Genomic DNA, 12,174 nt, shown 5'->3' on the forward strand with positions numbered 1-12,174 from the left:
GTAAAATTCATCGGTACAAGGGGACAAAAGTGAAGTCATGGTTCTATCCAGGCGTTGCAGTTGTTGTTGCAACGGCCACATCCATCGCGCACGCGCAGAGTTCCGTTACATTGTACGGAATCCTTGACGTTGGGATTCAATACACCACGAATCAAGGTGGTCACCATAGTGTGCAGGAGGCCAGCAGCATGATGCGTGGAGATCGATGGGGTCTTCAAGGCCGTGAGGATCTTGGCGGGGGGCTCAGGGCGGTATTCAGGCTCGAAAGCGGGTTTTCCTTGAATAACGGCGTGCTGGGTCAGAGCACAGCGACTGCTCAGAGAATATTCGGTCGCTACGCCTATGTCGGACTGGCAAACGACAAGGTGCAGGTGCTATTCGGACGACAGCCCGATTTCATGCTGGACTACCTGCAGACCACGGCGAACTCCTGGTACGGCACATCGCTGGAATTTCACCCCGCAATCAACGCCAACTTCTTTGGGAACAACGGCAGCAATCCTTCGCTTGATCGCATTGGTGGAGGTGAAGTCGACAGCTCAGTGAAGGCGACGTGGAGCCCTGTGGAGTCGCTCCACTTCGGCGCGATGTACGGGTTCGGCGATGCGCCCGGAATCGGATCGCCCAATAGCACGCAAAGCTATGGAGCGACATGGACGACGACCGGTGCGCTCTTGGGCGCCGTCTACACGACACGGAAGGACAATCTGACGCCGAGCACGCTCCGTACGCTAGGTGTCGGCGGCACGGCATCTTTCGGCGATTTCATCTTCAATGCGCTCTACACCAATTCGAGGTGGACGCTTACCGGCGACGTGGCCGACATCTTCGATGTCGGTGTCCGGTACAACATCACGCCGTTCCAGGTTGTCGGAGCGGAATACACATTCCTCGACAAGAACAATGGTCCGAAAAATGTCTTCTACGCAAGTATTCGCAGCACGTACGGCGTGATCTACGACTACAAATTCAGCAAGGCCACGGACATCTACGTGACCTACGTCTTCCAGCATGCGACGGGCGGCCGTCAGGCTCAGCTATTCGGAATGTCACTTAGCTCGAGTTCCGCGCAGGGCGTCGCGGCAATCGGCCTGCGCCACTACTTCTAGAGACGGTGGCCGCTGCCGACTGAAGACCGCAGCGGCCAGTCTGGGCGCCACGCTCAATCGCCGGCCCCTTCAAACGATCGACCTCAGGTGGTTTCCACCGTCTGCTGCTTGCGGATGCGTGGCGGGTCATAAATGCTGAGCAACATCAACCAGTCCTCGCCAATATTTCGGATCGCATGCACCACGCCGCGCGGAATCCGCACGACTGATCCTGGTTTGACCTGAAAACACTTATCGGCGATGTCAATTTCGCCTTCGCCGTCGAGGATGTAAAACGCGTGGTTATCCTGATCAATATGCAATGGCGAATATCCGCCTGGAGCCACCTTCGCAATATCGATGTTGTAGGCATCGGTGTATTCGGTGCCCAGAATGTTGAAGATGAATTCGTAGCCGCGTGATCCTTCAATCTGATGCGATCTCCACGGCGTATCGAAAGTATGGGTAATGTGGTTCATTCCAGTCCTCTCTTGATGATGGTGGCGCTCTTGCCCAGGCGTGCTGGTCGGAAGTCGAAACATGGCTATTGCAACTTGAAGCGCCATGCGGGCGATGTTTGTCGCCGCATGGCGCAGGTCGCCGGATGATTATTGGCTGACGTGCTCTTTCACAAACAGCATGCACATCGCGCCCAGGAGCGGGCCCACTGCGAGCGCGGCAAAGGCCATCTGAAATGAGTGACTAGCCTGAAACACAAGACCTACGACAGCCGGCGACATCGCCGAGCCCGACTGCCAGACAGCATTCGCGATGCCGGCGGCAGAGCCAGCCCGATTGATGCCGCTCTGTTCGGCGACGAGCGTCACCAGCAGCGGGCTATAGACGAATGCGCCGATACCGACGAACGGAGCCGCGAGACGAAATGCATCGATATCTGAAAGCTGGCCGAACGCCAGCAGAACCACACAGAAGAAGAGAAACGACGCGACCGTCAATGCTTTGCGGCGTCCGCCCAGTTTGTCGGAGAGCCAGCCGATCGACGGTTTGCTGACGAGCCCTGCAACCCCTGCGATCGCCACAATGAACCCCGCTTGCACCGGAACGAGGTGATGTCCTTTGACCATGAGCGAAATCGCCCATGACGCAAAGCCAAGTGTGCCCCAGAACCCGCCGCAGCCGGCGAGCGCAAGCAAAACGAAGTTGCGCGTTAGGAGGGTCCTCAAACGCAACTTTTCCGAGGTGCGTCCCGACAGATGGACGTCGGAATGGATGGAATGGTTGCGGACGATCACCGCAGTCAGGATTGCCAGTATCAGCGCGCAAATACCGAGTCCGTGATAGGTGTTGCGCCAGCCAAGCTGGGTGACGACGCCAGGCAGAACCGCGTTGGTCACGATGACCGCGATGGACGACGCGCTCATCAGCAGACCGACGGCTCTGCCGCGTTCGTGCCGGGCAAACCAGGTCGAAACGAGTTTCACGCCGGCCGCGTAGTCGGCGCCCGCGGTGAGCCCCATGATGCATTGCAATACGAGCCCCACAGCTAATGAGGGGGTGTAACCGAAGCAGAACGTCGCGACTGCGAGGCCGAAAAGGGAGACCGACAGGGTTATGCGGCCACCGATCCGATCGGTCGTGACACCACCCACGACATTGGAGAGAACGTAGCCCGCGTAGAACGCCGTGACAAACACACCGAGGGCGGCAATGGGAAGCCCGAGCGACTGTCCGGCGGGAAGTGCCAGCGTTCCCCAGGCGAGGCGGCAGACCGTGCTCAGCATGAGCCCGGCCCACGCGAAAAATAGAATCACCCAGCGGAATCGGGCGGCTTCTGCTTGCTCACTACAGCCCGTTGGCGTCGGAATGGCCGCTTGCATACTGTCTCCTCGCTACGATTGTCGGCTCGCTTTCGCGAGCGGGAATGGTGTCTATGATCGTGCGAAAAGCCGGCGAACAAAATCCGTCTACGGCAAAACCATGTTCCCGGCGTGGAACGACAGCGCGAGACCTCCAGAAAATCCGGCGTGTGCCGTAAACAAGCGGTGGTCCGATAAAACGCGGGCCGGAATCGGCGTCGTTCGTCATCGACGCGATTCGGAGTCAAGGAATGAATTGAGTCACGCTCAGGGCCACGACTTCAGGATGCGCGCGTCTTCTCCCAGAAGACCGGCACCTCTGATGGCCTTCCGCCCAGCCTGCTCGAACAGATCAACCCGTCGACGTGACGTTCCACATTGGAGCAATCGTGACCAGAAAGAAAGATACCCAAAGGCGTCGTTACCTGTGGCGAGGCAATTCAGGGGCGGACCCATTGGAGCAGCCGGCGTTGAATGTACCGCCGGCGCGGCGCACCGCAGTATTTGGACTGATCCTCGTTCTGCTGAGCGTGCCGCTTCTGGCCTTCTGGGGAGCCTATGAAAGCTTGAGCGCCGGTTTCGCCGCGCAAGCCGCCAACGAGGCGGATAACGCTTTCGAGGAAGCCCGCTATAGCGTCGCATGGGAGGAGTCGGCCGAACGCAAGTACTTCCTCGACCCGCGTCCGGAAGTTCTGCGTGAGCACAGCGAAGCCGGCGCGGCACTGGATGCTTCGCTGAAGAAGGCGATGGTGCTTGAACCCGGCAGCAGCACGATGCTGCTCGGCCTGCTGGAGAAGCACGCGAAGTATCGATCGTTCGCGAAGCCGATGTTCAAGGCCGTCGACGATCACGACATCGCCAAAGCCAATGAGATCGACGAGGATTCGGCCGATCCGCTCTTCGACGATATCGAGCACCAGGTCCTTGCAGCAGCGGCACAGCATCGCGACGATGCGACGACGCAACTCAACCGGCTCGTCGCCGTGCAACGGATCGTTCTGATATCGACCCCTGTGGTTCTGGCGATCGGGGTGGGGCTGACGCTGCTGTTTCTGCGGATGCTGCGGCGTATTCGCAAGAACGCGGACGCGGCGGCCCAGGATGCACTGCGCACGAGCGAACAGCGGCTGCAGGCGCTTGTCGCGAACACGTCGGACGCGATACTCGTTTCCGACATCAATGGGACGGTGACTTACGAGGCGCCGACGCGAAGACCGGATCCGTTGCGGAACATGGGTCAACTCGTCGGCACCAGTCTGCTCGGTCCGATTCATCCCACTGATCGTCCCGCGCTGGCGGATCTGTTGCAAACCGTGGCGTCGACGGCTCGATCCACGAAGTCCATCGAGATTCGCACGCGAGGCGAGGGCGATAACTGGCGCTATATTCAGCTTACTTTGACGAATCTGCTCGACGAACCGGCGGTCGGTGCGATCGTGGCGACAGCGAGCGACATCACCGAAAGAAAGAACTTCGAGGAGCAACTCGCGCGAAGGGCGTTCTACGATACGCTCACCGCGTTACCGAACCGCGCACTGCTGCTCGATCGGATTGGCCAGGCCGAAGTTCGCGCGCGTCGACGCAATGCGATGATCGGCGTCGTTTTCATCGACCTGGATAACTTCAAGCGCGTCAATGACAGCCTTGGGCATCACGTGGGAGACCGGCTGCTGATCGCAGCGGCCAAGCGCCTCGAAGGCTGCGTTCGTCCCTCCGATACCGTCGCGCGATTGGGCGGAGACGAGTTCGTCATCCTGCTGGAACACCTCGGCAGTGAAGCAACCAGCGAAGGCACTCTGGTCGCGGACAACATCCTTGCTCAATTCAGTCAACCATTCGATCTCGACAACAAGCAGTACATCGTCAGCGCGAGCGTCGGGCTCGCATTTGCACGCGCCGGCGGTGGCCGCGGCGATGCTGAAACGTTGTTGCGGGACGCCGACGTTGCGATGTACCGGGCCAAGAACGGCGGCAAGGGCCGCTATGTGGTTTTCGAAGAAGACATGCACACCGAAGCCGTCAAGAAGCTGGAGATCGAGACGGACCTGCGTTACGCGATCGAGCATCGTGAACTACGCGTGTATTTTCAGCCCATCATGCAGCTTCAGGCAGCAGGGTTCAGTGAAATGGAAGCGCTCGTGAGGTGGCAGCACCCCACGCGAGGTTTGTTGCCGCCATCCGAGTTCATTGCGATTGCAGAAGAAAGCGGCCTGATCATTCCGCTCGGACGATACGTACTCGAAGAGGCTTGCCAGCAAGTCGCCCGCTGGCAGCAGGAGTTCCCAACCGAGCCGCCCCTGCAGATCAGCGTCAATCTCTCGCCCCGGCAGTTCGATGATCCCAACCTCGTTGCCGACGTGGCGGCGGCGCTGTCCAGTGCTCAGATCGGCGCAGCGGCGCTGAAACTGGAGGTGACGGAAGGTCTGATCATGCGGGATACGGCAAAGAGCATCGAGACGCTCCGTAAGCTGAAAGAGTTTGGCGTAACGATCGCAATCGACGACTTCGGTACGGGTTACTCGTCGCTAAGCTATCTTCGCAAGCTGCCGCTCGATGTGCTGAAGATCGACCGTTCCTTCGTTCAGGGCATCGGCACGAGTGCCGAAGACGACGCCATCGTTCGAGCCGTCATCTCCATGGCGCAGTCTCTTGGCTTGTCCGTCACGGCCGAGGGGATTGAAACGGATGAGCAGGCACGGCTCCTTCGGGAATGGTCTTGCCAGGCGGGACAGGGCTATCTTTTTTCGCGGCCTCTGCCTGCGGAAGAGTTCACGACTCTGTTTCGCGCGCGTTCTTCCCGCTCCAGCCGCAGCCATTTAGCGGGGGACGTCACCATGGAATTGCTCTGACTCGCGGGCGTCATGTGGCTCGACCTGTCGGGTCACATCATGCCGCCCGAGCTTCCAATGCCGCCGACCCCGGTCCCACCCGTGCTGTTATTCGGTGATACCGCAATCGGATGTGCCGCTCCCGCCGTGGCCATCAGCGCGACGGCAGCGGCGGCCGGTTCGCCGTTGGCGTCGATGGCGCCGCGAGCGAGGAGGGCTTCGAGATCACTGTCCTCGCCAGGCTGACCGGCAGCGAACGTGGTGGTCAGGAAGTTGGGTGTGGACAGCGTAACACCATACGTTTGCTGTAGATTCTGGACGACCGCGGCCTGCGCGGTCAGCACGTCGGTCTGATTCGCGAGCGTCTGTTGGAACTGTGTGTTCACCCCGAAGCCGGCGATCAGTCCGGTTTCATTCGTGCCGAGTTGCGCCGCCAGATACGACACCAGCAGATCTGTCTCCGGCGTGACGTTGTACGTGCCGCCGGCGAATGCAACGGAATGCAGCATCGTCACGCCCGAGGTTGCGGCGATCAGGCAGGGCATCACTGCGCCGAGCGTCGCGTGGTAGTTTCCGTTCGCATCCGCCGCAACCGACATCGAGCCCCGCACGCAGTCGATGTTGATCGTCGCGTTCGCAAGTGCCTTGCCGGTTGCCGCGGTGCCGGCGATCGAAACCATCGACGTGCTGCTGCCGCTACCACCACCGCCTCCGCAGCCGGCGACCAACGCCATGGATGCCATCAGCAGCGTTGTGCCGACAGGCCGAATGAAGTGCTGCTGTCGAATGTTCATCGAAGTCTGCCGTTGGTTCGGACATGCTGTCTAAACGATCCGGTGCGACCGCCTATTCCATCTTTCGCGTAAACCTTCATGCTGAGTAGGCTCGGCGAAATTGACTCGCCTGAGCGGCGGGCGGACCTTTGCGCGATAAACAGATACGCAATGGCAAACGCTCACTTCATACGATTGGAATAGAGCGCACCATGCGGACGTTTACTCACGGTATGGCGCCGGATATTTCGAGCCCGTTCTGTGCCGGAACGTCATTCCCGGCTAGAAAGAAGGGGTTATGCCGCGGGCTCCGATTCACCGCGCGTGTGCGTGGATCTGCGACGGACGGCATTCCGTCATCAAGAGGCATCAGGGCAGGGTCGTTGCAACCTGCAAACTAGCCATGAACGACGACCGTGACCGGAGGACTCAAGGCTTGGGTGGTACCGATCTGCGGCCGCTATCGGCGTTTGCCGACAATGAACTCTCCGCGTCGGAGCGCGCAGCCGCGCTCCATTGGCTGGCAACCGACCTGGGAGCGGCCGAACGCGTGGGCGACTACCGCGCGCAAAAAGCCGCGCTGGCAGCATTGTTCAGGGATCCGCGAGACGACGCGCGCTGCATCGTCGTGCGCCGCCGCTTCACGCCGTGGTGGCGGCAGGCTGGCCTCGCAGCCTCCTGCATGGCGATAGGCGTGGCGCTCGGCTCGTCATCCGGTTGGGTGTCGGCGAATTTCGCGGCCGCTCCACCCGTGTTCGCGGAGCGCGCCGACATCGCTTTCGCGGTGTACGCGCCCGAGCAACGCCACCCCGTGGAGGTCGCGGCGCTGCAACGCGATCAACTGGTCAACTGGTTGTCACGGCGCCTCGATCGACAGTTGACGGTGGCTTCGCTTCGGGAATATGGGTATTCGCTGATGGGCGGCCGCCTGCTGCCCGGCGAGTCCGGGCCTGCCGCGCAATTCATGTATCAGAACACGGCAGGCGCCCGGCTTACGATGTACGTCGCAGCGGTTCCAAAGGATGCGACAGCATTCCGCCTGTTTCGTGACGGCAATCGCAGCACGTTCTACTGGGGGAGCCAGGGAACGGGCTGCGCGCTGACCGGTCAACTCTCTGAGGCGCAATTGCGACCCATGGCGATCGACGCATGCAGCATGCTAGGGCAACCCTTCAAACGCCGGTAAACCAGCCACGGATTAAACCCATGACGTTTTGCGGATTTGGCATCTCCAATCATCCGGTACGCCGGCGCACGCTGCCTGCTGCGGGATGGCGGACAATCGCGCGGACGTTGTTGCATGGGCTCGCCTTGACGTGCCTGATCGTCTCAATGGGCGCGTTCGCCCAATCGACCAGCCCGATTGCGCCGGCTTCATCCGGGACAGCGGCGGAATGCGCGAATGCTGTCGCGTCGGATACCGTGAATGCGGATATCGAGCAGTTCCGGTGTCTCCCGGCTCGCGAACAGGCAGCGTCATTGCGCACGCGGATCGAAAACCACTCGATACTGTCCCTGACCGACGATCAGATCCTCGCCCTGATGGACGCGATGAAGCCTGAGGCCTTCGTCGAGTACGCGAAGTCCGACATGATTGCCGAAGACGCCTACGAATACAGCATGTTCCGTCAGGAGCGCATATCCGGAAGATGGCCGGAGCGCCCCGATCACATGCTTATCCGCTACCAGCACAGCCCTCGAAAAGTCTACGCAAAATGGCTGCCTGATGGCGCTCATGCGGGCCAGGAGATCCTTTACGACGAAACCACGGACCCGAAAAGCATGTTCGGCCATCTAGGCGGCCGGCTGCGTCTCGTGTCGGGCAAGGTCGCCGTCGACGGCCCGTTCGCGCACGCCCAGTCCCGCCATAGCGTCCGGGATCTCGGCTTGCAGTTCATCGCGCGCACTGTCGAGCACGATGCGCGCAGCTTTCGTGAAGAGGGCCTCAGCGAAAAGCCGGGCCGCATCGAACTCATGAACGCGCACGGCACGCGATTGCTAGCGTGGACATGGACCGCTCCGTCAGGACCGCCCGCGCATTACGCACCGCGCGTCAGACTGCTGTTCGATCTTCAGCACACCTGGCCCTGTGGCGAAGCCGCGTGGGACGAACAGGGCGGCCTGCTGGAGCTGATCCGCTTCGAAGATGTCGTGCCTCGTCAGTGGAGCGAATCCATTTTCGATCGTGGTAACCCTGAATACGGTTTCCGCTGATGCACCGCCCGGCGGAACGTTCACGCAACCGCCACTTCCTCGCCTGCGCCGACCGTCTATTAATATCTTTTCCGACTTAATTGCACCGGAAAAATATATTGGACGTCTTAAGCGTCCTCTCGCACTATTCGTACCTTCCCAGCCGCACGCGCACGCGCGCGCCTTTGCGGGCCACCCTGCGGCAATCGCCGCGCCGGTCCCCGTTCGCGATGGTGCATGTGGCGGCCTGGGCACAATTCCAATGTCGACGACCCCAATACCTGAGGACACAGATGCCTGACTATCGATCGAAAACTTCGACCCATGGCCGCAACATGGCCGGCGCACGCGCCTTGTGGCGCGCCACCGGAATGAAGGACGGTGATTTCGGCAAGCCCATTATTGCGGTGGTGAACTCGTTCACGCAGTTCGTGCCGGGCCATGTGCATCTGCGCGACCTCGGCGCGTTGGTCGCGAAGGAAATCGAAGCGGCCGGCGGCGTCGCCAAGGAATTCAACACCATTGCCGTGGACGACGGCATCGCGATGGGTCACGGCGGCATGCTGTATTCGCTGCCCTCGCGCGAACTGATCGCCGACTCGGTGGAGTACATGGTCAACGCGCACTGCGCCGACGCCATGGTCTGCATCTCCAATTGCGACAAGATCACGCCGGGCATGCTGATGGCCGCCATGCGTCTGAACATCCCCGTCGTGTTCGTTTCCGGCGGTCCGATGGAAGCGGGCAAGGTCAAATCGCCGACGGACGGCCAGGTGATCGCCAAGATCGACCTGATCGACGCGATGATCAAGGCGGCCGACCCGAAGATCAGCGACGCCGAAGTGGCCGAGGTCGAGCGCAGCGCCTGCCCGACGTGCGGTTCCTGCTCGGGCATGTTCACCGCGAACTCGATGAACTGCCTGACCGAAGCGATCGGTCTGGCGCTGCCCGGCAACGGCACGATCGTCGCCACGCATGCCTGGCGCAAGGGCCTGTTCGAGCAGGCCGGCCGCCTGGTGGTGGACCTGTGCCGCCGCTACTATCAGGAAGAAGACGTGTCGGTCCTGCCGCGCAGCATCGCGAGCAAGCAGGCGTTCGAGAACGCCATGGCACTCGACGTGGCCATGGGCGGTTCGACCAATACCGTGCTGCACCTGCTGGCAGCGGCGCAGGAAGCCGGCGTCGATTTCACGATGTCCGACATCGATCGCATCTCGCGCAAGGTGCCGTGCCTGTGCAAAGCGGCGCCCGCCACCGACAAATACCATATCGAAGACGTGCATCGTGCCGGCGGCATTCTCGGCATTCTCGGCGAGCTGGCCCGCGCGGAGCTGCTCGACCTGTCGTGCGGCAACGTGCATAGCGGCACGCTGGGCAACGCCATCGCCAAGTGGGACGTGGCCGGCGACGCGGGCGAAGAAGCGCAGAAATTCTTCCGCGCGGCGCCGGGCGGCATTCCGACCACCGTCGCGTTCAGCCAGGAAGCCACGTTCGCATCGCTTGATACCGACCGCAAGACCGGCTGCATCCGTAGCAAGCAGAACGCGTATTCGAAAGACGGCGGCCTCGCCGTGCTTTACGGCAACCTCGCGGACAAGGGCTGCATCGTCAAGACCGCCGGTGTCGACGAATCGCAGTGGATCTTCTCCGGACGCGCTCGCGTCTTCGAAAGCCAGGACGACGCCGTCGAAGCCATTCTGGGCGACAAGGTCGTGGCGGGCGACGTGGTCGTGATCCGTTACGAAGGTCCCAAGGGCGGCCCCGGCATGCAGGAAATGCTTTACCCCACGTCGTATCTGAAGTCCAAGGGATTGGGTAAGACCTGCGCGCTGTTTACCGACGGCCGCTTCTCGGGCGGTTCGTCGGGGCTGGTGATCGGGCACGCGTCGCCGGAAGCTGCGGAAGGGGGCACGATCGGCCTGGTGGAAGAGGGCGATGTGATCGAGATCGACATTCCCAACCGCAAGATGCACCTGGTGGTGTCGGACGCGGAACTGGCGCGCCGTCGCGAAGCCATGGAGGCACGCGGCGACAAGGCCTGGCTGCCGGTGAATCGTGAACGCGTGGTGTCGCAAGCGTTGCAGGCCTACGCCGCGCTGGCGACCTCGGCTGATCGCGGCGCGGTGCGGGATATTTCGCAACTTAAGCGCAAATGAGATGGGGACGGCTCTGGCGCCCGCAGCAGGGCGGTCAGGGCCGGCCGGATTCACTTCCCTTCAGGTTTGGAATCGTCCCAGTTCATGCGGTGGTGATCGACTGTCTCGCGATGGCGCGCATCGTCTTCGGTATGGAGGTAAAGACTGGTCGTGTTGAGTGACACGTGGCCCAGATTGTCACGGATCGTCCGCAGATCCACGCCGCCGTCTGCTTGATGCGAACCCGCGGTATGTCGAAGCCAGTGCGCCGATGCTCTTTCCAGTTCGTCCGCTCGATCGGCGAACTCGGCGCCTTTGGAGCGCAACCAACTGGCGGCATTGCCAAAAATGCCCTTGATCGCGTCGTGAATGGCGGACCGGGACAGATTTCGGTTCCGGCCTCTGAACGGAATGACCAACGGCGTTTCTTCGCTCCGGGTCGGCAGAGGCGCCAAACCATTTTCAGTTCGGTAAAGCCGCATTTCCTGAATCAGCTCAGGCGAGGCGGGGACGATGCGCTCCTTGTTCCCTTTGCCGAGCGTTTCAAGCCACCACTGATCTTTGCCGTCAGCGCCTAGCCGGCGGGAAAAGTCGCCCATTTTCCCGCCGGCGACTTCAGATATCCGCATGCCCTGAAGATAAAAAAGCGTCGTCAGCCAGCGGCTACGGGCGTAATACGCCCGCTCATCGGCAGACTCGCGCGGCAGTTGCTCGACAAACACCTTCACTTCGTCCCATAGCGACGTCGACAGATAGCGCGTCACTCGGGGCGCGGAGCGTTTGGCGCGCTGTCGAAGCAGCGCCATGGGATTGCCCCGCAGATAACCGGCGTTGACCAGCCACGTGAACATCGCATTCAGGATGATCAGCGCCTGACGCTGGCTGGCCGGCGACAGCGGCCCATTGAACGGACGCCAGCGCTCGTCACCGCGGGGAAATTTGCCGCCGGTGGCCGAAACCCAGCGCGCCGCCGGCTGCGGATCGACGAGAAACCCCTTGAACCGCAGCAGATCCTCGTGCGTCAGCGACGACAGCGGTTTGCCGAGTTGCACGACGGCCCACAGCAGCAGCCGCTCGGCTTCCTTGCGGTAGTTGTCGAACGTCGTCTTGGTGTCGGCGTAGTTCGACAGCCACGCGCGGACGGCGTCCAGATCGTTGGTGGCCGACAGCTGTGAGCCACCGGCTGCGCCACGGTTGGTGCCGTCACGACCGTCGAGAATTTCGGGAACGACTAGCGATTCGACAGGCTGAACGGTGACGAGTTGAGCATCAGGCACGGTTTTGAAGGTCCCAAAGACGAGATTCTTACGCGAAAAGCATCCGGTACATCGTACACGACA

General features: G+C 61.3%; 9 protein-coding genes. 5 read left to right on the forward strand and 4 right to left on the reverse strand.

Annotation, left to right across the window (positions count from 1 at the left end):
• Window positions 1-29: 29 nt before the first annotated feature.
• Window positions 30-1,109, forward strand: coding sequence for a porin (locus ACQKRQ_RS14420; RefSeq protein WP_427477713.1), 1,080 nt, complete (start codon window positions 30-32; stop codon window positions 1,107-1,109).
• A gap of 83 nt (window positions 1,110-1,192) precedes the next feature.
• On the opposite strand, the gene ACQKRQ_RS14425 is transcribed toward ACQKRQ_RS14420, so the two are convergent.
• Complete coding sequence (locus ACQKRQ_RS14425; protein WP_427477715.1) at window positions 1,193-1,567, reverse strand: cupin domain-containing protein; 375 nt, start codon at window positions 1,565-1,567, stop codon at window positions 1,193-1,195.
• Between the two features lie 129 nt (window positions 1,568-1,696).
• Window positions 1,697-2,926 carry an MFS transporter gene (locus ACQKRQ_RS14430; RefSeq protein ID WP_427477717.1) on the reverse strand — a complete coding sequence of 410 codons (1,230 nt, stop codon included), beginning with the start codon at window positions 2,924-2,926 and terminating at the stop codon, window positions 1,697-1,699.
• A gap of 368 nt (window positions 2,927-3,294) precedes the next feature.
• Here ACQKRQ_RS14430 and ACQKRQ_RS14435 point away from each other — a divergent pair, with 368 nt between their 5' ends.
• Window positions 3,295-5,754: a putative bifunctional diguanylate cyclase/phosphodiesterase gene (locus ACQKRQ_RS14435; RefSeq protein ID WP_427477719.1), complete on the forward strand. Its 2,460-nt coding sequence runs from the start codon at window positions 3,295-3,297 to the stop codon at window positions 5,752-5,754.
• Window positions 5,755-5,786: 32 nt separating this feature from the next.
• Here ACQKRQ_RS14435 and ACQKRQ_RS14440 read toward each other — a convergent pair whose 3' ends face one another.
• Window positions 5,787-6,527: a hypothetical protein gene (locus tag ACQKRQ_RS14440; protein ID WP_427477720.1), complete on the reverse strand. Its 741-nt coding sequence runs from the start codon at window positions 6,525-6,527 to the stop codon at window positions 5,787-5,789.
• Between the two features lie 382 nt (window positions 6,528-6,909).
• Here ACQKRQ_RS14440 and ACQKRQ_RS14445 point away from each other — a divergent pair, with 382 nt between their 5' ends.
• From ACQKRQ_RS14445 to ilvD, 3 genes are all read left to right on the forward strand, one after another.
• On the forward strand, window positions 6,910-7,692 hold the full coding sequence (locus ACQKRQ_RS14445; RefSeq protein WP_427477722.1) for an anti-sigma factor family protein: 783 nt from the start codon (window positions 6,910-6,912) through the stop codon (window positions 7,690-7,692).
• Window positions 7,693-7,985: 293 nt separating this feature from the next.
• Window positions 7,986-8,720 (forward strand): DUF1571 domain-containing protein, encoded by a 735-nt coding sequence (locus ACQKRQ_RS14450; RefSeq protein WP_427477724.1) that lies wholly within the window; start codon window positions 7,986-7,988, stop codon window positions 8,718-8,720.
• Window positions 8,721-8,992: 272 nt separating this feature from the next.
• Entirely contained in the window at window positions 8,993-10,855 is a 1,863-nt protein-coding gene (gene ilvD / locus ACQKRQ_RS14455) for a dihydroxy-acid dehydratase (RefSeq protein WP_132374572.1), read from the forward strand.
• A gap of 50 nt (window positions 10,856-10,905) precedes the next feature.
• Here the strand turns inward: ilvD and ACQKRQ_RS14460 are convergent, their stop codons facing one another.
• Window positions 10,906-12,111 (reverse strand): tyrosine-type recombinase/integrase, encoded by a 1,206-nt coding sequence (locus ACQKRQ_RS14460; protein ID WP_427477726.1) that lies wholly within the window; start codon window positions 12,109-12,111, stop codon window positions 10,906-10,908.
• Window positions 12,112-12,174: the final 63 nt, after the last annotated feature.

It is taken from the genome of Paraburkholderia sp. NPDC080076 (assembly GCF_050281145.1).
GTDB lineage: Bacteria > Pseudomonadota > Gammaproteobacteria > Burkholderiales > Burkholderiaceae > Paraburkholderia.

Excerpts from the sequence above, each read along its gene's own strand:
- ACQKRQ_RS14425 (WP_427477715.1), bottom strand. The coding sequence starts at position 1,567 with ATGAACCACATTACCCATACTTTCGATACGCCGTGGAGATCGCATCAG.
- ACQKRQ_RS14445 (WP_427477722.1), top strand. The coding sequence starts at position 6,910 with ATGAACGACGACCGTGACCGGAGGACTCAAGGCTTGGGTGGTACCGAT.
- ACQKRQ_RS14440 (WP_427477720.1), bottom strand. The coding sequence starts at position 6,527 with ATGAACATTCGACAGCAGCACTTCATTCGGCCTGTCGGCACAACGCTG.
- ilvD (WP_132374572.1), top strand. The coding sequence starts at position 8,993 with ATGCCTGACTATCGATCGAAAACTTCGACCCATGGCCGCAACATGGCC.
- ACQKRQ_RS14430 (WP_427477717.1), bottom strand. The coding sequence starts at position 2,926 with ATGCAAGCGGCCATTCCGACGCCAACGGGCTGTAGTGAGCAAGCAGAA.